The organism is Chlorobium sp., from assembly GCF_021740465.1.
Taxonomy (GTDB): Bacteria; Bacteroidota; Chlorobiia; order Chlorobiales; family Chlorobiaceae; genus Chlorobium.
Genome location: NZ_JAIOZR010000012.1, coordinates 1 through 24,687, shown reverse-complemented (window position 1 = coordinate 24,687; position 24,687 = coordinate 1). Strand labels below are relative to the sequence as shown.

General features: G+C 54.2%; 18 protein-coding genes. 8 read left to right on the top strand and 10 right to left on the bottom strand.

Features of this window, described 5'->3' with window-relative positions:
• Positions 1-166 precede the first annotated feature (166 nt).
• Together rpoB and rpoC are read left to right on the top strand one after the other, a co-directional pair.
• Entirely contained in the window at positions 167-4,072 is a 3,906-nt protein-coding gene (rpoB, locus tag K9G39_RS06985; protein ID WP_292004263.1) for a DNA-directed RNA polymerase subunit beta, read from the top strand.
• Between the two features lie 69 nt (positions 4,073-4,141).
• Positions 4,142-8,635, top strand: coding sequence for a DNA-directed RNA polymerase subunit beta' (rpoC, locus tag K9G39_RS06980; protein WP_292004213.1), 4,494 nt, complete (start codon positions 4,142-4,144; stop codon positions 8,633-8,635).
• 89 nt (positions 8,636-8,724) lie between these two features.
• On the opposite strand, the gene accC is transcribed toward rpoC, so the two are convergent.
• Genes accC through efp form a run of 3 tightly spaced genes read right to left on the bottom strand, consistent with a single transcriptional unit; the run spans position 8,725 to position 11,199 of the window.
• Positions 8,725-10,068, bottom strand: coding sequence for an acetyl-CoA carboxylase biotin carboxylase subunit (gene accC, locus K9G39_RS06975; protein WP_292004212.1), 1,344 nt, complete (start codon positions 10,066-10,068; stop codon positions 8,725-8,727).
• A 22-nt stretch (positions 10,069-10,090) separates the two neighbouring features.
• Positions 10,091-10,579, bottom strand: coding sequence for an acetyl-CoA carboxylase biotin carboxyl carrier protein (gene accB, locus K9G39_RS06970; RefSeq protein WP_292004211.1), 489 nt, complete (start codon positions 10,577-10,579; stop codon positions 10,091-10,093).
• Positions 10,580-10,632: 53 nt separating this feature from the next.
• Positions 10,633-11,199, bottom strand: a complete 567-nt coding sequence (gene efp, locus K9G39_RS06965) for an elongation factor P (protein WP_292004210.1) — start codon at positions 11,197-11,199, stop codon at positions 10,633-10,635.
• Between the two features lie 143 nt (positions 11,200-11,342).
• On the opposite strand from efp, the gene K9G39_RS06960 reads away from it, so the two are divergent.
• Positions 11,343-11,672 (top strand): HU family DNA-binding protein, encoded by a 330-nt coding sequence (locus K9G39_RS06960; RefSeq protein ID WP_292004262.1) that lies wholly within the window; start codon positions 11,343-11,345, stop codon positions 11,670-11,672.
• Positions 11,673-11,808: 136 nt separating this feature from the next.
• Entirely contained in the window at positions 11,809-12,813 is a 1,005-nt protein-coding gene (locus K9G39_RS06955) for an acetyl-CoA carboxylase carboxyltransferase subunit alpha (RefSeq protein WP_292004209.1), read from the top strand.
• Between the two features lie 116 nt (positions 12,814-12,929).
• Here the strand turns inward: K9G39_RS06955 and K9G39_RS06950 are convergent, their stop codons facing one another.
• The 3 genes from K9G39_RS06950 to K9G39_RS06940 form a co-directional block, all read right to left on the bottom strand.
• Positions 12,930-13,958 (bottom strand): 2-oxoacid:ferredoxin oxidoreductase subunit beta, encoded by a 1,029-nt coding sequence (locus tag K9G39_RS06950; protein ID WP_292004208.1) that lies wholly within the window; start codon positions 13,956-13,958, stop codon positions 12,930-12,932.
• A gap of 2 nt (positions 13,959-13,960) precedes the next feature.
• Entirely contained in the window at positions 13,961-15,844 is a 1,884-nt protein-coding gene (locus tag K9G39_RS06945) for a 2-oxoacid:acceptor oxidoreductase subunit alpha (protein ID WP_292004207.1), read from the bottom strand.
• A gap of 223 nt (positions 15,845-16,067) precedes the next feature.
• Entirely contained in the window at positions 16,068-16,340 is a 273-nt protein-coding gene (locus K9G39_RS06940) for a hypothetical protein (protein ID WP_292004206.1), read from the bottom strand.
• Positions 16,341-16,592: 252 nt separating this feature from the next.
• Between K9G39_RS06940 and alaS the strand changes: the two genes are divergently transcribed.
• From alaS to K9G39_RS06920, 4 genes are read left to right on the top strand one after another with little or no spacing between them, the layout of a single operon-like run.
• Positions 16,593-19,259, top strand: coding sequence for an alanine--tRNA ligase (gene alaS, locus K9G39_RS06935; protein ID WP_292004205.1), 2,667 nt, complete (start codon positions 16,593-16,595; stop codon positions 19,257-19,259).
• A 21-nt stretch (positions 19,260-19,280) separates the two neighbouring features.
• Positions 19,281-20,639 carry an FAD-dependent oxidoreductase gene (locus tag K9G39_RS06930; RefSeq protein WP_292004204.1) on the top strand — a complete coding sequence of 453 codons (1,359 nt, stop codon included), beginning with the start codon at positions 19,281-19,283 and terminating at the stop codon, positions 20,637-20,639.
• 23 nt (positions 20,640-20,662) lie between these two features.
• Positions 20,663-21,157: a ferredoxin family protein gene (locus tag K9G39_RS06925; protein WP_292004203.1), complete on the top strand. Its 495-nt coding sequence runs from the start codon at positions 20,663-20,665 to the stop codon at positions 21,155-21,157.
• Between the two features lie 27 nt (positions 21,158-21,184).
• Positions 21,185-21,493, top strand: a complete 309-nt coding sequence (locus K9G39_RS06920) for a 4Fe-4S binding protein (RefSeq protein WP_292004202.1) — start codon at positions 21,185-21,187, stop codon at positions 21,491-21,493.
• A gap of 55 nt (positions 21,494-21,548) precedes the next feature.
• Here K9G39_RS06920 and K9G39_RS06915 read toward each other — a convergent pair whose 3' ends face one another.
• The 4 genes from K9G39_RS06915 to serB all read right to left on the bottom strand — a co-directional run bounded on the left by K9G39_RS06915 (position 21,549) and on the right by serB (position 24,571).
• Complete coding sequence (locus tag K9G39_RS06915; RefSeq protein ID WP_363319369.1) at positions 21,549-22,505, bottom strand: HipA domain-containing protein; 957 nt, start codon at positions 22,503-22,505, stop codon at positions 21,549-21,551.
• Between the two features lie 4 nt (positions 22,506-22,509).
• Positions 22,510-22,833, bottom strand: coding sequence for a HipA N-terminal domain-containing protein (locus K9G39_RS06910; protein WP_292004200.1), 324 nt, complete (start codon positions 22,831-22,833; stop codon positions 22,510-22,512).
• Between the two features lie 3 nt (positions 22,834-22,836).
• Complete coding sequence (locus K9G39_RS06905) at positions 22,837-23,043, bottom strand: helix-turn-helix transcriptional regulator (RefSeq protein ID WP_059138877.1); 207 nt, start codon at positions 23,041-23,043, stop codon at positions 22,837-22,839.
• A 310-nt stretch (positions 23,044-23,353) separates the two neighbouring features.
• On the bottom strand, positions 23,354-24,571 hold the full coding sequence (gene serB, locus K9G39_RS06900) for a phosphoserine phosphatase SerB (protein WP_292004199.1): 1,218 nt from the start codon (positions 24,569-24,571) through the stop codon (positions 23,354-23,356).
• Positions 24,572-24,687 lie beyond the last annotated feature (116 nt).

The following is a 24,687-nucleotide window of genomic DNA, read 5'->3' as shown; positions in this document are numbered from 1 at the left end:
GGAGCTTTGTCCGTTTGTATTATTTTCCGACCGGATGACCGTTTCTGCTGTGATGTGAGTGAGGCTCAGCCGGAGCTTTTTTCCGGCAAAGTCTTTGCGGTTTTTTGTTATGATTTTAAATCTGTAAGAAATTCATGCAATTGATAAAAGCGAGGTGCATGTGAAAGTGGCTGATGCAACAACAACACCGTGTATTGACTTTTCCAAAATTCAAAGCATTATCGATCCTCCTGATTTACTGAAAGTTCAACTCGATTCCTTCCATAATTTTATCCAGGACAGCGTCCCTCTTGCCAAACGCAGGGATCAGGGACTCGAAAAGGTGCTTCGCAGCGCATTTCCCATAACCGATACACGTGGCCTGTACCTGCTTGAATATATTTCATACAGTTTCGATAAGCCCAAGTATACCGTTGAGGATTGTATTGAACGCGGGCTCACCTACGATGTTTCGCTCAAGGTAAAACTCAAGTTGTCCTACAAGGACGAGCCCGATGAGGCCGACTGGAAAGAGACTATCCAGCAGGAGGTTTATCTGGGCAGGATTCCCTACATGACCGAGCGCGGCACCTTTATAGTCAACGGTGCCGAACGGGTTGTCGTCGCCCAGCTTCACCGTTCTCCGGGTGTGGTGTTCAGCGAGGCTGTTCATCCCAACGGAAAAAAGATGTATTCGGCCAAGATCGTACCCACAAGGGGGTCATGGATCGAATTCCAGACCGATATCAACAACCAGATATTTGTGTATATCGACCAGAAAAAGAACTTTCTGGTCAGCGCGCTGCTTCGGGCCATCGGATTCGCCAAGGATGAGGATATTCTCAGTCTCTTCGATCTTGTCGAAGAGATCAAGCTGAGTGCCGGCAAGAAGGATCAGCTGCTTGGTCAATATCTTGCTTCCGACATTGTCGATATGCAGACCGGCGAGGTCGTCAGCGCCAGAACGGCAATCACCGAAGAGATTTTCGAGCAGATCCTTGCTGCCGGCTACAAGTCGGTGAAGGTCATGAAGAGCTACTCCGGCACCGACAAGGGGCAGGACAAGTCGATCATCATCAATACCATCCTCAACGACAGTTCCGCTACCGAAGAGGAGGCTCTCGAGATTGTCTATGAAGAACTGAGGGCCAACGAAGCTCCCGATATCGACGCCGCACGCAGTTTTCTTGAAAGAACCTTCTTCAATCAGAAAAAATACGATCTCGGTGATGTCGGCCGCTACCGGATCCGTAAAAAGCTCAGCAGAGAGTTCGAAGAGCTGGAGTCCTATCTGCCTGGCAAGGCTGGGCTGAAAGAACTTTCAGACACGATATACCAGAAAATCCTGCAGACCATCCAGTCGTTCTCCGATGAACCGGTCGGTGAGGATATTCTGGTGCTTACGCATTTCGATATCATTGCCGTAATCAATTACCTGATCAAACTTGTCAACGGACAGGCCGAGGTCGATGATGTCGATCACCTTGCAAACCGTCGGGTCCGCTCGGTCGGTGAACAGCTTGCGGCACAGTTTGTCGTGGGTCTGGCAAGAATGGGCAAGAACGTGCGAGAAAAGCTTAACTCCCGTGATTCCGACAAGATCGCCCCTGCCGATCTCATCAACGCCCGAACAGTTTCGAGCGTGGTTTCGAGCTTCTTTGCCACGAGCCAGCTTTCGCAGTTCATGGACCAGACCAACCCGCTTGCCGAAATGACCAACAAGCGCAGGGTTTCAGCTCTCGGACCCGGCGGTCTCACCCGTGAACGTGCCGGATTTGAGGTTCGTGACGTTCATTATACCCACTACGGCAGGCTATGCCCCATCGAGACGCCGGAAGGACCGAACATCGGTCTGATCTCTTCGCTTTCGGTTTATGCGGAGATAAACGACAAGGGCTTTATCCAGACCCCCTACCGTATGGTCGAGAACGGACAGGTGACCGAAAAGGTTGTCATGCTCTCTGCCGAGGATGAGGAAAACAAAATAACCGTTCCGGTCAGCATACCGCTCGACGCAAACCAGAAAATAGCCGTAGAGTCGGTTCAGGCAAGGACAAAGGGCGACTATCCCCTGGTGCCTGCCGAGGATGTCAATTACATGGATGTCTCTCCGGTGCAGATTGTCAGTGCTGCAGCGGCGCTTATCCCTTTTCTCGAACATGATGACGGCAACCGTGCGCTCATGGGCGCGAACATGCAACGCCAGGCGGTTCCGCTGCTTACCTCCGAGGCTCCGGTTGTAGGTACCGGCATGGAGGCCAAGGTGGCAAGGGATTCCCGTTCGGTCATTGTCGCCGAACAGGCCGGAGTTGTCGATGAGGTAACGGCAGATTATATACGGGTTCGCTACGATGTGGATACCGAAAACGGCGTTCATCTTTCGATGCTCGATCCGGATGAGGGTCTTAAAACCTACAAGCTTATCAAGTTCAAGCGCTCGAACCAGGATACCTGTATCTCGCAGAAGCCTCTTGTGCATGGCGGACAGCGGGTTGTCAAGGGCGATGTGCTGGCAGACAGCTCTTCAACAGAAGATGGTGAACTTGCGCTCGGAAAAAATGTGCTCGTGGCCTTCATGCCATGGCGGGGATACAACTTCGAAGATGCCATTATCCTGAGTGAGCGCCTTGTTTTCGACGATGTGTTCACCTCGATTCATGTTCACGAGTTCGAGGCCAATGTCCGCGATACCAAACGGGGAGAGGAGCAGTTTACCCGGGATATTTACAATGTCAGCGAAGACGCGCTGAGAAACCTTGACGAAAACGGCATTGTTCGTATCGGTGCTGAAGTCAAGGAGCGCGATATTCTTGTCGGCAAGATTACGCCGAAAGGCGAGAGCGATCCCACGCCCGAGGAGAAGCTGCTGCGTGCTATTTTCGGCGACAAGTCAAGCGATGTCAAGGATGCCTCGATGCATGTGCCTGCAGGCATGAAGGGCATCGTCATCAAGACCAAGCTTTTCAGCCGCAAGAAAAAAATCGGGCTTGACGTCAAAGAGCGTATCGAAGTTGTCGACAAGCGGTACGACCAGAAAGAGTACGATCTGCGCAAACGCTTCACCAAATGGCTGAACCAGTTGCTGACCGGGAAAAAGAGCTCCGGCATCTATAATGAGAAAGGGAAGGTCCTCGTAGCCGAGGGAACCCTGTTCGACGAGAGTCTGCTTGCGCGATTCAGCGGCCTGCCTTTTCTCGAGTCGATCGATTTCACAAAAGGTGTTGTGGAATCCCAGAAGGTCAACGAAAATGTTGTCCGCCTCGTCAAGGAGTTCCGGTTCATGCTCAAGGATATTGCCGATGAACGGGAAAATGAAAAATACAAACTCAATGTTGGCGACGAACTGCCTCCGGGCATCGAAGAGCTCGCAAAGGTCTACATCGCACAGAAGCGGAAGATCCAGGTGGGCGACAAGATGGCGGGCCGTCACGGTAACAAGGGCGTCGTAGGCAAGATTCTGCCGATAGAGGATATGCCCTTCATGGAAGACGGCACCCCGGTCGATATCGTGCTCAATCCGCTCGGTGTACCGAGCCGTATGAATATCGGTCAGCTTTATGAAACTTCGCTCGGATGGGCGGCCAAAAAACTCGGTGTCAAGTTCAAGACCCCGATCTTCAACGGCGCAACCTATGAAGAGGTGCAGCAGGAGCTTGAACGGGCAGGTCTGCCTGCACACGGCAAAGTCAGTCTTTTTGACGGACGGACCGGTGAAAAATTCGATGACGAGGTGACGGTAGGCTATATCTACATGCTGAAGCTGAGCCATCTGGTTGACGACAAGATCCATGCGCGTTCGACAGGGCCCTACTCGCTCATCACCCAGCAGCCGCTCGGAGGTAAAGCCCAGTTCGGCGGCCAGCGATTCGGTGAAATGGAGGTATGGGCGCTCGAGGCGTACGGTGCGGCAAATATTCTGAGAGAGATGCTGACGGTCAAGTCGGATGATGTGATCGGCCGCAATAAAACCTATGAAGCCATTGTCAAGGGACAGAACCTGCCGGAGCCCGGAACGCCCGAGTCGTTCAACGTTCTGGTCAGAGAGCTCCAGGGTCTTGGACTTGAAATCCGTATCGATGACAGGGTTCCTTAGCAGCATCCGCTTTAACGGAGGAGATCATAAAAGGGATTTAAAAAGGTCGTTTAACGAGAGGATATTGATATGATTTTTTCACAGGGAGCATCGCCGTTGAAAGGTGATTTTTCAAGGATAAAATTCAGTATAGCGTCTCCTGAAAGCGTTCTTGCCCATTCACGGGGCGAAGTGCTCAAGCCGGAGACCATCAACTACCGCACTTTCAAGCCGGAACGCGACGGCCTGATGTGCGAAAAAATATTCGGTCCGACCAAGGACTGGGAGTGCTATTGCGGCAAATACAAAAGAGTCCGCTACAAAGGCATCATCTGTGACCGCTGCGGTGTCGAGGTTACCACGAAAAGCGTACGCCGCGAACGTATGGGTCATATCTCGCTTGCCGTGCCGGTTGTTCATACATGGTTTTTCCGTTCAGTGCCAAGCAAGATCGGAGCGTTGCTCGATCTTTCGACAAAGGAGCTGGAGCGGATTATCTACTACGAGGTTTATGTGGTCATCAATCCCGGTGAACCCGGAGAAAAACAGGGCATAAAAAAGCTCGATCGCCTGACCGAGGAGCAGTATTTCCAGATCATAACCGAATATGAGGACAACCAGGACCTCGACGATAACGATCCCGGAAAGTTTGTCGCCAAGATGGGAGGAGAGGCTATTCACCTGCTCCTGAAAAATATCGATCTGAACGAGACCGCCGTAACCCTGCGCAAAGTGCTCAAGGAGAGCAGCTCCGAGCAGAAGCGTGCCGATGCGCTCAAACGCCTCAAAGTGGTCGAGTCGTTCAGAAAAAGTTATGAACCGCAGAAGAGGACCCGCAAGAAAAGTACAGGTCTGTTCCCCGAGGATGAACTTCCCGAGCCATATGTTTATGAAGGCAACAAGCCGGAGTATATGGTTATGGAGGTTGTTCCCGTTATTCCTCCGGAACTCAGGCCCCTGGTGCCGCTCGAGGGGGGACGGTTTGCGACATCCGATCTCAACGATCTCTACCGCCGGGTGATTATCCGCAACAACCGGCTGAAAAAGCTGATCGACATTCGTGCTCCGGAGGTTATTCTCCGGAACGAAAAGCGCATGCTGCAGGAAGCTGTGGACGCTTTGTTCGATAACTCCCGCAAGGCCAACGCGGTCAAGACCGGGGAGTCGAACAGGCCGCTGAAATCGCTTTCCGATGCGCTCAAGGGCAAACAGGGCCGTTTCCGCCAGAACCTGCTCGGCAAGAGGGTCGACTACTCCGGTCGTTCGGTCATCGTCGTCGGACCGGAGCTGAAGCTGCATGAATGCGGACTTCCCAAGAGCATGGCCATCGAACTCTTCCAGCCGTTCGTCATTCGCCGTCTCGTCGAGCGCGGCATAGCCAAATCGGTAAAATCGGCCAAGAAACTTATCGACAAGAAAGATCCGATAGTCTGGGATGTGCTTGAAAAGGTGATCGACGGGCGTCCGGTACTTCTGAACCGCGCTCCGACCCTGCACCGTCTCGGTATCCAGGCCTTCCAGCCGGTACTGATCGAAGGCAAGGCAATCCAGATTCATCCGCTGGTCTGTACGGCGTTCAACGCCGACTTCGACGGCGACCAGATGGCCGTGCACGTTCCGCTCTCCCAGGAGGCCCAGATCGAAGCGTCGCTTCTGATGCTTTCATCGCACAACCTGATTCTTCCCCAGTCCGGAAAACCGGTCACCGTTCCTTCGCAGGACATGGTACTCGGCATGTACTATCTGACCAAATCGCGTTCGGGCGAAGAGGGCGAAGCCAGGATTTTCTACAGTTCCGAGGATGTGCTGATCGCATATAACGAACAGCAGGTCGGTCTGCACGCCCAGATATTCGTCTGCAACAGCGGGCTCATCGATCAGAAATTCGATCCGCTCAGAGTGCTCGATACCATTGTCGATGAAAAATCCGAAAAGTACAAGTGGCTGCGTTCACAGCTCGAACAGAAAAAGATGCTGCTGACCACGGTGGGCCGGGTGATTTTCAACCAGCATGTGCCGGCATCCATCGGCTTCATCAACCGGGTTATCGACAAGAAGGTCGCCAAGGAACTTATCGGACGCCTGAGCAGTGAGGTTGGTAATGTCGAAACCGCAAGGTTCCTCGATAACATCAAGGAGGTCGGCTTCCATTACGCCATGAAGGGAGGCCTTTCCGTAGGACTTTCCGATGCGATCGTTCCCGAAACGAAGGTGCGCCACATCAAGAGCGCCCAGAAGGACAGCACCAAGGTCGTCAAGGAGTACAACCGTGGTACCCTCACCGATAACGAACGCTATAACCAGATTGTTGACGTCTGGCAGAAAACCTCGAATATTGTAGCGGAGGAGTCCTACCAGAAACTGAAGAGGGATCGCGAGGGCTTCAATCCTCTCTATATGATGCTCGACTCCGGCGCCCGAGGCTCGAGAGAGCAGGTGCGCCAGCTGACCGGTATGAGGGGTCTCATTGCCCGTCCGCAGAAATCCATGTCCGGCCAGCCGGGAGAGATTATCGAAAACCCGATTATTTCGAACCTCAAGGAGGGACTGACGGTTCTCGAGTATTTCATTTCGACGCACGGCGCCCGTAAAGGTCTTTCCGATACCTCTCTCAAGACCGCTGACGCGGGTTATCTGACCAGAAGGCTTCACGATGTAGCCCAGGACGTCATTGTGACCATCGATGACTGCGGCACCACGCGGGGACTGCATGTTCATCGCATTATCGAGGAAGAGACCAGCGGTCAGATCAAGTTCCGCGAAAAGATACGGGGCCGTGTCGCAGCAAGGGATATCTACGACAGCCTGAACAACCGCGTTGTCGTGAAGGCCGGCGAGATCATTACCGATGAACTTGCCGAGCTCATTCAGGACACCACCGGCGTTGAGGAGGCCGAAATCCGTTCGGTACTTACCTGCGAGTCCAAAGTCGGCATCTGTTCAAAATGCTACGGCACAAACCTTTCCGTTCACAAACTGGTCGAAATCGGCGAGGCGGTCGGTGTTATCGCCGCCCAGTCTATCGGCGAACCGGGAACGCAGCTCACGCTTCGTACCTTCCACCAGGGCGGTACGGCACAGGGAGGTATTTCCGAAACCGATACCAAGGCTTTCAATGAGGGTGTGGTTGAGTTCGAAGATGTCAAAACCGTCGCACACAGCAGCATCAACGATGACGGGGTCGAAGACATCCGCACGATCGTGATCCAGAAGAACGGCAAGATCAATATCGTCGATCCGGAATCGGGAAAGGTTCTCAAGCGTTATGTCATACCGCACGGCGCGCATCTCAACTGCCGTCCGGGAGATATGGTGAGAAAGGACCAGGTGCTTTTCAGCAGCGAGCCCAACAGCACCCAGATCATTGCCGAAACACCAGGTTCCGTGAGATTTGCCGATATCGAAAAAGGCGTGACCTACAAGGAAGAGGTCGATCCGCAGACCGGTTTTGCCCAGCATACCATCATCAACTGGCGTTCGAAGCTTCGTGCCAACGAAACAAGAGAGCCAAGGATCATTATCATTGACGCCAACGGTGAGATCAGGAAAACCTATCCGGTGCCGATCAAGTCGAATCTTTATGTCGAGGACGGCCAGAAGGTTCTGCCTGGCGATATCATTGCCAAGGTTCCCAGAAACCTCGACCGCGTAGGCGGCGATATTACGGCCGGTCTTCCGAAAGTGACCGAGCTGTTCGAGGCACGTATTCCATCAGATCCGGCAATCGTTTCCGAGATCGACGGTTATGTCAGTTTCGGTTCGCAGCGCAGAAGCAGCAAGGAGATCAAGGTCAAAAACGATTTCGGTGAAGAGAAGATCTATTACGTCCAGGTCGGCAAGCACGTACTTGCCAATGAGGGCGATGAGGTCAAGGCCGGCGATGCGATGACCGACGGCGCCATTTCTCCGCAGGATATTCTCCGGATCCAGGGTCCCAACGCGGTACAGCAGTATCTGGTCAACGAGATCCAGAAGGTTTACCAGATCAACGCCGGCGTTGAAATCAACGACAAGCATCTTGAAGTGATTGTGCGTCAGATGCTGCAGAAAGTCCGTGTCGAGGAGCCTGGAGATACCGATCTTCTTCCGGGGGATCTTATCGACCGCAGCGCCTTTATCGAAGCGAACGAAAATATCGCCGAAAAAGTCAGGGTTACCGAAAGGGGAGATGCTCCGTCGAGAATACAGGATGGCCAGCTCTACAAGCTGCGCGATATCACCAAGCTCAACCGCGAACTGCGTAAAAACAGCAAGATGCTTGTCGTGTTCGAGCCTGCGTTGCAGGCAACTTCCCATCCGGTGCTTCTCGGCATCACCAGTGCCGCACTGCAGACCGAGAGCGTTATTTCGGCAGCATCGTTCCAGGAAACCACAAAAGTGCTTACCGATGCCGCTGTTGCCGGAAAGATCGACAATCTGCTCGGTCTCAAGGAAAACGTTATCGTCGGCAAGCTTATTCCTGCAGGAACCGGTCTGAAGCGTTACCGCAGCATCAGGCTGAACGGCGAGACGCAGAAACCTGCTGAAACTGCGGAACCTGCCGCAGCCGTCGCCGAAGGCGAAATCGAGGCGCCCGGCATCTGACGGGTGCAGGAAAGAAAGGTAAAACAGAAGAGGCTGTCTCGTAAGCAAAAACGAGACAGCCTCTTCTGTTTACAGCCGGATGTTTCCGGTCACATCTTTTCGAACCTGAAGGAGTCGAGGAAACTCGTATCGAACTCGCCGCTCCGGAAGACCGGTGAATGCATGACCTGCTTGTGGAAGGGTATCGTGGTTTTCACACCCGCCACGATAAACTCGTCGAGCGCTCTTGACATTCTCGAAATGGCCTCCTTGCGGGTGTTCGCGGTGACGATGAGTTTGGCGATCATGGAGTCGTAATTCGGTGGAACAACGTAACCAGCGTAGGCGTGAGAGTCCACTCTGACACCGTGTCCCCCCGGAGTGTGAAACACTTCCAGCTTTCCCGGTGAAGGACGGAAAAGATGTTCGGGATCTTCGGCGTTGATGCGGCACTCGATGGAGTGGCCTTTCGGGGAGAAGGTGAGGCCTTTTATTGAGGCCCCGGCGGCAATCCGGATCTGTTCCTTTACGATATCGACATCATATCGTTCCTCCGTAACCGGGTGCTCAACCTGGATACGGGTGTTCATTTCCATAAAGTAGAAGTTTTTGTGGCGGTCGAGCAGAAACTCGATAGTGCCGGCTCCCTCGTAATTGATAGCCCTTGCTGCAGCGACGGCAGCATCTCCCATTTTCTTTCTCAGCGTGTCGTCTACAGCCGGGGAGGGGGTCTCTTCGATCAGTTTCTGATGACGGCGCTGAACGGTGCAGTCCCTTTCACCGAGGTGCATGGTGTTGCCATGCTGATCGGAAAGGATCTGGATTTCGACATGCCGGGGATTTTCAAGATATTTCTCGATATATACCCCACTGTTGCCGAAAGCCTGTTCGGCTTCGCTTCTTGCGGTCATGAGCGCTTTTTCGAGCTGGCTTTCCTCATTGACCACCCGCATGCCTTTTCCTCCTCCGCCTGCGGTAGGTTTGATGATGATCGGATAACCGGTGCTCTTTGCCGCCACGAGAGCGCCCGGCAGATCGCTGACCAGTCCCTGACTGCCCGGAACGACAGGAACCCCTGCAGCAATCATGGTGGCTTTTGCCGTGTTTTTGTCTCCCATCTGGTTGATCATGCGAGCTGTCGGCCCGATGAACTTGATGTTCAGCGAAGAGCATACTTCAGCAAAGTCTTCGTTCTCGGCCAGAAAGCCGTATCCGGGATGGATGGCATCAGCACTGGTCAGCTGGGCAGCTGCAATGATTCTCGAAATGTTCAGATAGCTCTCTTTCGAGGGCGGCGGGCCAATACAGATGGCTTCGTCGGCATATTTTACATGGATGGACTGAGCGTCGGCAGTCGAATAGACCGCGACGGTACTGATGCCCAGTTCACGGCAGGTCTGCATGACACGCAAGGCTATTTCGCCCCGGTTCGCAACAAGTATTTTTTTAAACACGGCGGGATTGATGATGAAAGAATTACGGTTTAATGCGGAACAGCGGCTGATCGTATTCGACAGGCTGGCCATTTTCAACGAGAACTTCAACAACGGTTCCGGAGACTTCGGCCTCGATTTCGTTCATGAGCTTCATCGCTTCGATGATGCAGAGCACATCGCCTTTATGAATGGTGTCGTTGACACCCACAAAGGGAGCTGAATCCGGTGAGGGGGAGCGATAGAATGTACCCACAATCGGCGAACAGATGTCGATCAGTCCGGACTGAGGTTCGGCAGGCTGTTGCAATGATCCCGGAGCCGCGGCATTGCCTGATGAAACCGTTGGCTGTGCAGCAAGAGGCGCTACCGGCTGGGTTGCCGGAATGGAATGTCCAGGCTGCATCTGCACGGCCGTTCCGGTTACAAAGCGACGGAGGATGATTTTGAAGGAACCCTCTTCGATGATGGTTTCCTGCAGATCAGAGCTGTTGACAACGTCAATGAGCTGTTTGATTTCATTCAGGTTCATGGTAGTGTATCCTTAATAGTTAAACACAAGGGACTTTATGGCCGCTATGATGATTATTTCTTGACGCGTTCAATATACTCTCCGGTACGGGTATCCACCCGGATAACACTGCCGCTCTGAATGAACATGGGTACGCTGACCTCGGTGCCGGTTTCAACCGTTGCCGGTTTCGTGCCGCTTGTTGCACGGTCGTCTTTTGTCGCCGGACTGGTTTCCGTGACTTCAACTTCGACAAAAGTAGGCAGTTCGACGTCGAGAATCGAGCCGTCATCGGAAAAAACGATGAAAACCATAATGCCGTCCTTGAGAAAGCGTGCCGATGAGCCGATAGTGAGTTCCGGAACGTTGATCTGGTCGAAGGTATCGGTATCCATCATGACGTAATCAGTGCCGTCACGGTAGAGGTACTGGTACTGTTTGCGTTCCGTGACAATCAGGTCGACCGATTCCGTGGCGCTGAACCGGTACTCGACATTTCTGCCGCTTTTCAGATTCTTCATATTCGCCTGGTAGAATGCCCGGAGATTGCCCGGAGTACGGTGGACAAGGCTTTCGATAATATGAGGTTCTCCCTTGAAGCGGACGATGGAGCCTTTGGATACGTTGCTGATGGATGTCATATGCGGTCTGAAGAGAATTACAGTTGACAAAAAGAACTTAAATATAACATCGCACAGGGATGAATTCAAACTGTCGCCCCTTAAAGAGGGTGATTGCTGAAAAAGTCATTGCATCTTTACCGGTCACTGTTTAAATTCACTGAATTAGTAGCTCTGAAGATAAAAATGCTTTTCCTCCAACAATAACAATATGTCATATGTCAAAAGCCGAGTTAGTAGAAAAAATAGCCTCCCAGGCAGGATTGACAAAAGCCGATGCAGAGCGCGCTGTAAATGCGTTTATCAATGTCGTAACATCTTCATTGAAAGAGGGGGATGACGTTACCCTGGTTGGATTCGGTACCTTTACCACAGGTGACAGGGCTGAGAGACAGGGCAGAAATCCCCAGACCGGAGAATCGATCACCATCGCAGCCAAGAAAGTCGTGAAATTCAAGCCGGGCAAGGCACTTAAAGATGAGGTCGGAGCCTGATCCTCAGCGGTCTCAGTTAAGATTTTTACAGAGAAGTCCATCATCTGCTCAGGCGTGGTGGACTTTTTTTATCAATACCGGGAGGCCTTGAAAAGCCATTGCTGGCAATGCGGGGCGTCCTCCTATTTTTTCGGTTATGGCAGGAAAGGTTGTGCTTGATTTTGAAAAACCGCTTTTTGAGCTTGAAGCCAAGCTCAATGAGATGCGGGTCTGTCTCCGGGGCAGCGCAAGAGAGCAGAGCCAGCAGGAGGCGGATACCCTTCATCGTGATATCGAGCTTCTGGAACAGAAGGTCGATACGCTCAGGCGCTCGATTTATAAAAATCTTACCCGGTGGCAGAAAGTACAGCTTGCCCGCCATCCGGAGCGTCCTTTTTCCCTCGATTACATCTACATGATGACCCGCGATTTTGTCGAGCTGGCCGGTGATCGTCATTTCAGCGACGACAAGGCCATTGTGGGTGGTTTTGCGCGTCTTGAAGAGAGCGGCGGGGATTTCTCAGAGACAGTTATGATTATCGGTCACCAGAAAGGACGGGATACCAAGTCGAACCTTTTCCGGAACTTCGGTATGGCGCAGCCCGAAGGGTACCGCAAGGCGTTGCGTCTTATGAAACTTGCAGAGAAGTTCCGCAAGCCGGTCATTACGCTCATCGATACTCCAGGAGCATTTCCTGGCATAGAAGCCGAGGAGCGCGGGCAGGCTGAAGCTATTGCGAGAAACCTGTTCGAGATGGCCCGTCTCACCGTTCCGGTCATCTGTGTCATCATCGGAGAGGGTGCAAGCGGCGGTGCGATCGGCCTTGGGGTCGGCGACAGGATCCTCATGTCGGAAAACAGCTGGTATTCGGTGATCTCTCCCGAAAGCTGCTCCTCGATTCTCTGGAGAAGCTGGAACTTCAAGGAGCAGGCAGCCGAAGCGCTCAAGCTTACCGCAGACGACCTCCTGGAACAGGGGATTATAGACCGGATCGTTCCCGAGCCGCTTGGCGGAGCCCACACGGACCCGGAGGCCATGGCCGGAACGCTCAAGGCCATGCTTGTCGAAGAGCTCCGCACTCTGCTCCTGAAAGAGAGCGGTGAGCTGGTGCGGCAAAGGGTTGAAAAATTCTCCTCCATGGGCGTCTGGAACGAACAGTAGCAGACGGAGTGTTCCGCTGAACCGCTGCACTCTCCACCCTGCAATACACATAACGAAAAAGCCGGCATCGATATGCCGGCTTTTTCGTTATGTGCCCTGTTCTGTTGTAACAGGCGTTATTCGATGGTCCAGGTGCTGCTGCCGGCCAGCAGCTCTTCGAGTGTTCCTTCTCCGTTCTCCTGTGCCGCGGCGATCTGCTCCGTGAGAGCGTCTTCATAGGTGTACCGGTCTTCGACGTAAAAGATGCCGAAAGGCCTCGGGAGAAAATCCTCCGAAGCATCGGGATCGTCGAAGAACCTTGAAAGCATGTTCGCCTTGATGAAATCTTTTTCATCATGTATCCAGAGATCGTTTTCCGAAACCGACGAACTGCCGAGATCGACGACGACAGGCTTGAAGCCGTCCAGCCTGATTCCCTTGTTGTTATCCTTGCCGAAGACCAGCGGTTTGCCCTGTTCGAGATAGATTGTGGTATCGGCTTTCCGTTCCTTGTTGCTGAACGCGTCGAATGCGCCATCGTTGAAAATGGGGCAGTTCTGGTAGATTTCGATCAGGGAGGTACCCTTGTGCTCGGCCGCGCGCTTGAAAATTTCGCGCATGATTTTTCCGTCACGATCCATGACCCTTGCGAAGAAGGTTCCTCCGGCGCCAAGCGTCAGCGCCGCGGTATTGATCGGGTGGTCCACAACGCCGTTAGGCGAGGTGACCGTTTTCAGGCCGACTTTCGAAGTCGGGGAGTACTGCCCTTTGGTAAGGCCGTAAATCTCGTTGTTGAAGAGAATGACGTTCAGGTCGAGATTTCTCCGGACGGTATGGATGTAGTGGTTGCCGCCGATGGAGAGCGCGTCGCCGTCGCCGGTTCCTACCCATACGCTGAGCTCGGGTCGTGAAGTCTTGATGCCTGAAGCCATGGCGAGCGCCCGGCCGTGGATGCCGTGTACTCCATAGGTGGCTACATAGTAGGGAAGCCTCGACGAGCAACCGATACCTGAGACCACAACAACCTCTTCTGTTTTCAGGCCGAGGTCGGCCATGGCGTTTTTAAGTTGCTGCAGGACGGAGAAGTCACCGCATCCGGGACACCATTTCGGTTCCTGGTTCGATGTAAAGTCCTTTGCAGTCAGTTGTGCGAGTGTATCGGTCATGATTAAAGCTCCTTTAAGATATCGGTGATTTTTGCTTCGATTTCCATTTCGTTGAACGGCAGGCCCTGTACCTTGCTGAACCCGACAGGTTCGAAGAGGAATTTGTCCCTGATCATGGAGAGCAGCTGTCCGCAGTTGTTTTCAGGAATCAGCACTTTCTTGTAATTGCTCATGATCTCGCGAAGATTTTTCGGGAACGGGTTGATATAGCGCAGGTGGGCGTGTGCGACGCTGCAGCCACCTTCGAGCACCTGTTCCACGGCTTTTTTGATGGCTCCGTAGGTCGATCCCCATCCGAGCACCAGAACGTCGCCTTTTTCCGGACCGTTATCGATGGTGAGGTCGGGAATGATGTCTGCCACCCTGGCCACTTTCTCGGCCCGCAGTTTCGTCATGAGCGCATGGTTTTCGGGATCGTGCGAAACGTTGCCGGTCTCATGCTGCTTTTCCAGACCGCCGATACGGTGTTCGAGGCCTTTTGTGCCGGGAATCGCCCACTGGCGGACTCCGCGTTCGTCGCGCTTGTAGGGGAGGTATGCAGGATCGTCGGCGTTTCGCGCAGGCGAAAAGACCGGCGTGACCGAAGGCAGCTCGTCGGGTGAAGGAATCAGCATCGGCTCGGAGCTGAGCGCAAGGGAGCCGTCGGTAAGGCAGATGACCGGAGTCATGTACTCGACGGCGATCTTTGCGGCTTCATAGGCTGCATAGAAACAGTCGACCGGCGACTTTGCCGCAATGACCGGCATGGGGGCTTCTCCATGGCGTCCGTACATGGCCATCAGGAGGTCCGACTGTTCGGGTTTTGTAGGCAATCCGGTCGATGGTCCGCCTCTCATGACGTTGATGATGACCAGGGGTACTTCAAGGATGACGGCAAGCCCCATTCCTTCCGTTTTAAGGGCAAGTCCCGGACCGGAGGTGTTGGTGGCCGCGAGTGCGCCGCCGTAAGCCGCTCCGATGCTGGTAAGCACACCGGCAATTTCGTCTTCAGCCTGGAAGGTCTTGACGCCCCATTTTTTCAGTCCGGCAAGCGTCTGCAGGATCTCCGTAGCCGGGGTGATGGGGTAAGAACCGAGGAACAGTTTCAGTCCGGCTTTTTTGGCTGCGGCCGCAAGACCGATCGCCGAGGCTTCATTGCCGGTCACGCGGCGGTAGACGCCGGGTTTCTTGTCTGCAGGTGCGACGCTGAAGCGTCCGTGCTGCGAGAACATTTCGGTTTCGTCGCCGAAGTTGTATCCTGCCTGAACTGCCTTGATGTTTGCTTCTGCAATGTCAAGCTTTTTGCGGAACTTTGTTTTCAGGGTCTTGATCGTGGTTTCGAGCGGAAGGCTGTAGAGCCAGTAAAGCACGCCGAGCACGAACATGTTCTTGCACCGGTCGATGATTTTTGTGCTGAGGCCGGTTTCGGCAAGGGCTTTGCGGGTAAGGGAGACAACCGGGATCTTGAAAACGGTATAGTCTTTAAGGGTGCCGTCCTCGAGCGGGTTGTTCGCCTCTCCGTATCCGGAAAGATTCAGGTTTTTTGCGTCGAACCCGTCCGTATCGGTGATGATGATGCCGCCGTGATGCAGGTTTTTCAGGTTTGCCTTGAGCGCAGCGGCGTTCATGGCGATCATGACGTCGAATTTCGCGCCGGGGGTATACACCCCGGTTGTGCCGAACTGCAGCTGGAATCCGGAGACGCCGGATACGGTGCCTGCAGGCGGACGGATTTCAGAGGGAAAGTTCGGAAACGTATTGAGGTCGGATCCGTAGACGGCAACGGTGTTGGCGAACTGGGTGCCTGTAAGCTGCATGCCGTCTCCCGAATCGCCTGCGAAAAGTACTGATACGCTGGTTTTTGCGGTTACCATATCGTCTCTGTTTAAGATTGTTGTGTCGCTCATTCGATCGTTTTCCTGCTGTTTAATAACTGTTTATAAAACCACCAGCCGGAAAAATTCCCGTCAGACAACAACGAACACACCACCGGTTCATTGTATACATGCGGCTGCTGGCAAATGGTGATATGAAAAACAAACGGAGGGAAGAAAACCGCAGGCTCGATAACCTGTCAGGTTTTCAGCAAAAGGGTAAATATAGGCCTATCAGAAGTGACAAGCAAATATTTCAGGCAATATTATTGTTATCGTCCTTGACGACAACAATATTGTTGACTTTGAGATATTCCTGCCATTCGTTTTCCTCTCTTACCGGGCAATCGGCCGAAAGATCGCAGAAATCGCACCGCTGCATGCCGTACATCTGTTCCATCCAGCAGCCGTTCGTGCTTTTTTTGACCTCATTGACATAATTGGGATTTTCCTTGACGATTCTGGCGGATATATCCATGAGTTCCAGAATATCCCTGCGTCTTTGTTCATCTTCAACGCCCCAGCTCATAAACGGATTCCTTGGTTAAAACCGGTGAAAAGCAAGCTCTTTCAGGTACACCTTCGAATATAAATCTTTTTCATGAATCATTGCACGAAATGCCCCGGATACAGGGGGTGAAGACGGGAAAACCAGCCATGTTCCGGGGGAAAATTAAGTTGGCATCACGCAGGAAAAAAAGTTAAATTTGTGCCCGTAAGAGGCACCTGCCCTGCATTGCCGGGGTATCGGGGAGCATACCGCAACAAGAAAAAACCTCTCATGAAATCCAGGGAAATCAGGCAGTCTTTTTTAGATTTTTTTGCCGGCAAAGACCATAAAATCGTCCGTTCGGCTCCGGTCATTCCGGCAGATGATCCCACACTGCTGTTTACCAACGCAGGCATGAACCAGTTCAAGGATGTGTTTCTCGGAAAGGGAACACGCCCATACCTGAGGGCTGCCGATACGCAGAAATGCATCAGGGCCTCGGGCAAGCATAACGATCTGGAGGATGTCGGACGCGACACCTACCATCACACCTTCTTTGAAATGCTCGGCAACTGGTCGTTCGGCGACTACTACAAGAAAGAGGCCATTACCTGGGCGTGGGAGCTTCTGACATCGGTCTGGAAACTTCCCAAAGAGCGGCTCTACGTTACCGTCTATCAGGACGACGACGAGAGCTTCATGATCTGGCAGGAGGATACCGACATTCCGAACGACCACATTCTCCGGTTCGGAGAAAAAGACAATTTCTGGGAGATGGGCGAAACCGGTCCCTGCGGGCCATGCTCGGAAATTCATATCGACCTTACCGAAGACGGTTCCGGAAAAGAGCTCGTCAATGTCGGGGACTATCGGGTAATCGAACTCTGGAACCTTGTCTTTATCCAGTACAACCGCCAGGGAGACGGCCGCCTTGAGCCTCTGCCGCAGAAACATGTCGATACCGGCATGGGTTTCGAGCGGGTAGCCGCCGTGATGCAGGGCAAGTCTTCCAACTACGATACCGATGTATTCACCCCTCTTTTCGACCGGATCACCGAACTTACCGGAGTGAGCTATAAAGCCTCCATGGACGATCCCTGCGATATCGCCATGCGGGTGATTGCCGATCATGCCAGAACCCTGACCTTCGCCCTTGCCGACGGCGCCATGCCCTCCAACGAGGGGCGCGGCTATGTACTTCGCCGGATACTGCGGCGCGCGCTGCGCTACTCCAGAACGCTCGGCTGCAGCGAGCCGCTGCTCCACCAGCTTGTCGGCACCCTTGCCCTTTCGATGGGCGACGTCTTTCCCGAGCTGCAGAAACAGCAGGAGACGGTTTCCAGAATCATCCGCTCCGAAGAGGAGAGCTTTCTTGCCACGCTCGACCGGGGCATTGAAATTTTCAACGAGGTCATTGCCTCAGCAAAGGCTGCCGGTCTCCGGGCAATAACAGGGGATGACGCCTTCAGGCTTTACGATACCTTCGGATTCCCGCTCGACTTGACCCGGCTGATGGCATCCGAAGCCGGATTCGGGGTCGATGAAGAGGGGTTCGAACACTGCATGCAGGAGCAGAAGAGCCGTGCCCGGCAGGACAGGAAAGACAAACAGCACCTGCAGGACGAGGACGGAGAGTGGCGATGGTTCTCCCTGGAACGGGCATCGGTATTCACCGGCTACGATTCGCTCGAAGAGGTCTCCTCCATTACCGGGGTGAGTGTTTCGCCCGACAGGATTTTCGTCGTGCTCGACCGGACGCCCTTCTATGCCGAAAGTGGCGGCCAGTCCGGCGACCGGGGATGGATAGAAACCGCGGAGTACCGGCTGAAGGTATCCGACACGCGCAAGGACGGCGACGCCGTCGTGCATGTTGTCACCGAAGCCCTCGATACCGTCCGGGACAGCGCAATCGATCCTGCCGATGTGTCGTTCGACGCCGGTAAGCTTGCCTGCAGGGCATCGGTCGACCGGCACAACCGCCAGGATGCCGAGCGGAATCATACCGCGACGCACCTCCTGCATGCCGCGCTGCGCAGGATTCTCGGCCAGCATGTCCAGCAGAAAGGCTCGTTCGTCAGCGCCGAGCGCCTCCGGTTCGATTTCAGCCATTTCGCAAAACTCACCGGAGAGGAGCTTCTGGCCGTCGAAGCCGAAGTCAACGAACAGATCCGGAGCGCCGAACCGGTGCTCAAACATCAGGACATTCCCTACGACGAGGCTATCGGCAAGGGCGCCCTTGCCTTTTTCGGCGACAAATATGCCGACAGGGTAAGGGTTGTCGAAATTCCCGGTCTCTCCATCGAGCTGTGTGGCGGAACCCACGTGGACAGTATCGGCCAGATCGGTCTCTTCAAGATTGTCAGCGAGTCGTCGGTAGCATCCGGCGTGCGCCGTATCGAAGCGCTTACCGGCAAGGCTGCCGAGCAGCTCATGTGGAAGGAGTACCGCGAACTGCAGGATATCCGCCATATGCTCAAGCTCAAGGCCGACGAAGCGGTTATGGGCAAGGTGGCCGAACTGGCCGAATCGAGGAAGGAACTTGAAAAACAGCTGCAGGAGTACCGGAGCGCGGCATTCTCAGCAACGCTCCAGCAATCTTTCGAAGCTGCCGAAACGGTCGGAGGGATTCGCCTTCTGATGCTGCGGATCGATCCTGTCGATACGGAGACCTTGCGCCAGGCAGTGCTTGCCCTGCGTGAACGGCATCCCGCATCGGTGGGGCTCATCTGCTCGGAAGAGGGGGGCAAGGTATCGCTGGCCGCTTTTTCCGGTCAGCAGGCCATCAGCGGATTCGGGCTCGATGCATCGAAGCTTGTCCGCGAGGCGGCAAAGGCCGTCCAGGGCGGCGGGGGCGGCAAACCGGAATTCGCTACGGCCGGAGGTAAGGAGCCCGCAGGAATAGAAAACGCTTTTGATATATTTGCAGGTCTTGTTAAAGAGAAAATTACGGCAGATTAACCCGAATACCCCTGAATACTCATGCAAAAAAATGTTGATGTCCTTATAATTGGTGGAAGTGCTGCAGGTATCGTTGCCGCTTCGACCGGAAAGGCGTTTTACCCTTCGAAAAGCTTCCTGATCGTGCGCAGGGAGGCCGAAGCTGTCGTTCCCTGCGGAATACCCTACATTTATGGTACTCTGGAGAGCATCAGCCAGAACATCATTCCTAATGCGCACATCGAACAGGCCGGCGTCGAGCTTTTTATCGATGAAGTCGTCGCCGTCGATTGCAGCGCCAAAGTAGCCACTACCGCCGGCGGTACCCGCATAACCTTCGACAAGCTTGTCTTTGCGACCGGCTCCATGCCGAAAGTCCCTTCATGGCTGAAAGGCACCGGTCTTGACAATGTGTTTACCATTCCCAAGGACCGTGACTATCTGGAGCATCTTCGTATCAGACTGGAGCAGTGCACCAATATCGTCATCATCGGGGGAGGATTCATCGGTGTGGAAATTGCCGATGAGCTGCGCAAGAAAGGCAAGCGGATAACCCTGGTCGAGGTATTGCCCCATCTTCTGCAGGCAGCTTTCGACCCCGACCTGTCGGTGAAAGTTGAGGAGATTCTCGCCAAAGAGGGCATTACGCTCCGTACCGGTGAAAAAGTACAGGAACTCGCCGGCGAAACGACGGTTTCTCACGTGCTGCTCGAAAGCGGCGACCGGCTCGATGCCGATGCGGTGATTCTCGCAACCGGCTATGCTCCGAACGTCGAACTTGCGCGCAATGCCGGCGTCAAAATCAGCGAACTCGGTGCAATCAGGGTTGACGAGTACATGCGCACCGAAAACAAGGATGTTTTCGCCATCGGCGACTGTGCTGAAAAGTTTTCGTTCATCACCCGTATCGCAAAGGGACTGATGCTTGCCGCCACGGCATGCTCCGAGGCCAGAATCGCCGGCATGAACCTCTACGGGCTTTCACGGCTGAGAACCTTCAGCGGCACCATTTCGATATTTTCAACGGCAATCGGAGGCACAACCTTCGCGGCAGCAGGGGTTACCGAACACCTTGCCCTCGAGCGCGGGTTCGACGTCATATCGGCATCGGCCGAAGGCATCGACAAGCATCCGAAATCGCTGCCCGGCACCAGCAGCCAGTTCGTCAAGCTCATCGTCAACCGTGAGTCCGGTCTTGTGCTTGGCGGAGCGGTGGTCGGAGGGGTAAGCGCCGGTGAACTGATCAATGTCATCGGTGTGATCATCGAAAACAAGATGACCATTCACGAGGTGCTCACCCTTCAGGTCGGCACCCATCCTCTTCTGACCGGTCCCCCGACAGGGTATCCTCTCATCAAGGCGGCCGAGGCGGTGGTGAAAAAACTTCGACTCTCGCGATAGAGCGGAACAACAATTGAAGGCTTATGCTGGTTTTTGACTGTTTTTTCGGGCGATGCGAAAAGCCCTCGTGCGACGGATGCCTCTTCAAACCCGTGCGTTCATTTCGGCTGACGCTGAAGTCACGCGCCATGGAGAAGTGCGAAGACGATTCGGTCGATACCGAAGGGGTGTGGAAAAAACAGGTGGAGAGCGTGCTTGCCGGCAATGCGCCCGAAGCGAAGCAGCCGTCGGTAAAACGAAAGAAACGGCTGCTCGCCCCCCGCGAGGAGATCGCCTGGTTTCCCACCATCAAGGCCGACCTCTGCAACGGCTGCGCCGACTGCAAGGTGCTCTGCAAACCCGGCGTGTTCGAGCCCGGTCCGCCGGATCCCGAAGGGATACACCGCCCAAAGTTCCTCGTGGCCCATCCCTACAAATGCCTTGTGCTGTGCGACCGCTGCGTGCCCATCTGCACCTCCGGCGCCATAAAGCTCCCGCCGAAAGAGGATTTCGAGAAGTATATCGAGTATGTGGATTGAGAGGATGAATACTAAACGGAGCGACTCATGAGCGGTTCACCGCCACCTGCAAGGAAAAAGAAACGCCTGCTTGCTCCGCGCGAGGAGATAGCCTGGTTTCCCGTTATCGATGCGGAACTCTGCAACGGCTGCGAAGCGTGCGCCGACCTCTGCCGGCCCGGCGTGTTCGAGCCCGGCCCATCCGATCCCGCGGGGGTCTGCCGCCCGAAAATGAGCGTCGCCAACCCGTTCAACTGCATCGTACTCTGCACCCGCTGCGAGCCGGTCTGTCCCTCCGGCGCCATCACCCTGCCCCCGAGTGCGGATTTCGAGAGGTTCGTCGAATACGTCGATTGAGCGGCAGGCCCGATCGGCGTGATTCTGTCGTCAATGTGGTTTCCATTTCAGCTGTTCACGCATCCAGCCGGATCTGATGACATTTTTTCCTGATCAGCTCCTTGTAGGTCGCCTGATTTTCATGGTCAAGAAAACTCTTTTCTATCAGCAGATCCCACAGAGGCAGAACATTTCTGAACTTCCTGAACATTCGTTCCTGAACCACCTCGTCAATCGTCAATACGCCGAAAGCCGCTCTGAAATCGTTCAGCGTGATCCTTGTTTTCTTCCCGTCAAGCGTCAAGGCAAGGTCTTCCTTATCGGAAGGCATAACCAGTCCTGTCGAGACGAGATCATAGGCCGGGGCAAGGCTGTAGCCCCCTTTTGCTTCGATATCGATCAGTGAAAAATTCTTCAGATGCATATCCGCATTTCCGGAGAGAAAGCAGAACAGCACGATCTCAAAAAAATTGATGACATCGAGACCGGGATTTGCAGAGTAACGATGTATGGCTTTCGCTATCTGTTCATATGAACCGTGATATTTATTCTCCGTGAGACGTCCGGTGATCTGGCACATATCCTCCATGTGCAGCTTGCCTTTCCCTGTGCGATCAATACGGCGCGTCACGTATGCAAGGGCTCCCGAGCGCATGCGAATCAGGGAGTGCGGAACCGTATCGATACGCGCCGCTTCTGCCATGCGCATTGTCAGGTCCTCTATTTCCGGCAACTGCCGAAATCGCTGCGAAGGAGGCTTGAGTATGTACCCTCCCCACAGGCCAACAATGGTGAATCGCTGCGGAGCATCAGCCTTTCCGGCCGGTTCCAGATGCAGCGACAGTTTCGGCTGCACCCCCGTAATGGCGGTCTGGCTCCGGATGACCTCCAGAGCGAGCTCGTCGAGCTGGTTTTCATCATAGGGTAACTGTGGAGGGAGAGGCGTTCCGAACATTTTCCGGCTGCATTTCCGATGGAAATCTCCCTCCCCGGAGGCCAGCGGCTCATAGCAATAAAGACAGCGACGATCCATCGGCTCACTCCATGATTACAGGATGTACACTCACCGCCCCGATGCAATCCCTGCAGCAGTTCAACAAGAGGCCCATACGATCCCGCGGATCGAGCTTCCAGTTCCTTTCGGCAACGGCAAGCAGCCACCCTTCGGGTATCAATCCGTCAAAAAAAGGAAACATGGTTCTGCTCGAATATGCAGCAGCCCGCAACGGGAGCGTCAGACTTACCGGTTTGGCATCCTTCGAGTCCAGGTATGCCTGATCATACAGAAAATGATAGCCCTCTTCATCCTGAATGAACCAGCCCGCAGTTCGGTCAAGGTACCGTATTTCGGCTTTTTGCATACGCTATGCCTCCCTTTCCGGCCTGACAGGCGCAAGTACGAACCCGAACAGGGCAAGCACCTGGTTCACCTTGTCCATCCGCAATGTTTTTTTTCCCTGTTCAAGATCACGGATAAAACGAAGACCTGTACCGGCTTTTTCTGCCAGTTCCGGCTGGGTCATGCCCAGGGCCTTTCGCCTGTCGCGGACAAATTCAGCTATATCCTTCATGATTCCTGTGATACCTTATCGGGTATACCGTGTATGGTTTATAGTTAATCTATACCTTTTCGGGTATAATAACAAGTAAAAACGGTAAAACCATACCCTTTCGGGTATAATAAGACTATGGGGGAATGTATGTGCATGCCTCTGCCATCGTAACGCATCGAAAACAGCCTGAAAATGGCGAAACGGCATCGTAAGAGGTGCCGATATGGTAGTGCAGTGCTGATGCCAACGACATTAAGTCTTAACGGAACTGAAATGCCTTCCTGCCGGGAAAAGCTCTGGAGGGCAGCTCGATGATTTGCTGGCGATCCTACTTCGCCAGCTCGTCGCGGTCCCTGAATCCCATCAGATAGAGGATTGCGTCGAGGCCGAGGGTGGAGATGGCCTGTTTGGCCCGTTCGCGCACGATGGGCTTGGCCCTGAAGGCGATGCCGAGACCGGCCTTGCCGAGCATCGGCAGGTCGTTCGCGCCGTCACCCACGGCGACGGTCTGTTCGAGGCTGATGTTCTCTTTTTCGGCAAGCAGTCCGAGCAGTTCGGCTTTGCGGGCTCCGTCCACAACCCTGCCGAGCACCCTGCCGGTCAATTTACCGTTTTCGATTTCGAGGGTGTTGGCGTAGACGTAGTCTATCGAGAGTTTTTTCTGCAGGTAGTGGCCGAAATAGGTGAAGCCGCCGGAGAGGATGGCGGTTTTGTAGCCGAGCCGCTTCAGGTTGCCGAAGAGCCGTTCGGCCCCTTCGGTGAGCTGCAGCCGCGCGGCGATGCTCTCCATCACATGTTCATCGAGCCCCCTGAGCTGCGCCACCCGGCGCTCGAGGCTTTCGTTGAACTCCAGTTCCCCCCGCATGGCCTGTTCGGTGATGGCCGAAACCTCCTCGCCGACTCCGGCCTCCTTTGCAAGCTCGTCGATCACTTCCGAGGTGATGAGGGTAGAATCCATATCGAACACCACCATGCGCCGGTTGCGCCGGAAAATGTTGTCCTCCTGGAAGGCGATGTCGATACCGAGGCTGTCGGTAATGGCCAGAAGCTGTTCGCGAAAGAGGTTTTCGTCGGAGAGGGTTCCCCTCAGGGAGAACTCCACGCATGCGCGGGTGTGGTTGTCGCCGTTGTCGAGCGGTATGCGGCCTGAAAGGCGGCTGATGGTGTCGATATTGAGCCGGTGGGCCGCAACGAGAGATGATACCCGTTCGAGCTGCTCGGCCGAAATCTTGCGCGACAGCAGCGAGAGCAGGTATCGGGGCTTGCCCTGTTCGCCCACCCAGCCGTCGTACTCGTCGTCGGCCACCGGCGTGAAGGTGATCTGTATGCCGAGCGTATGGGCGCAGAAGAGCAGGTCCTTGAGTATGGGCGAGGATGCCGATTCCCTGGGCACCTCAACCAGCATGCCGAGGCTGAGATGGTTATGGATGACCGCCTGGCCGATATCGAGTACCGGCACGTTGTAGCCCGAAAGAATGGCCGCTATTTTCGAGGTAAGCCCCGGTTTGTCAGGGCCCGTGATATTGATGAGGAGCAGTTCGCGCATGGAGTGGGCGATAGAGGGGTACAGGCAAAACCCTGTCGTGTAATGGTTTGTTAACGCACCCCGATTTTCGGTAAAAACATCAGTCAAGATAGTGTTGTTTCGGCAACCTTCAAAAA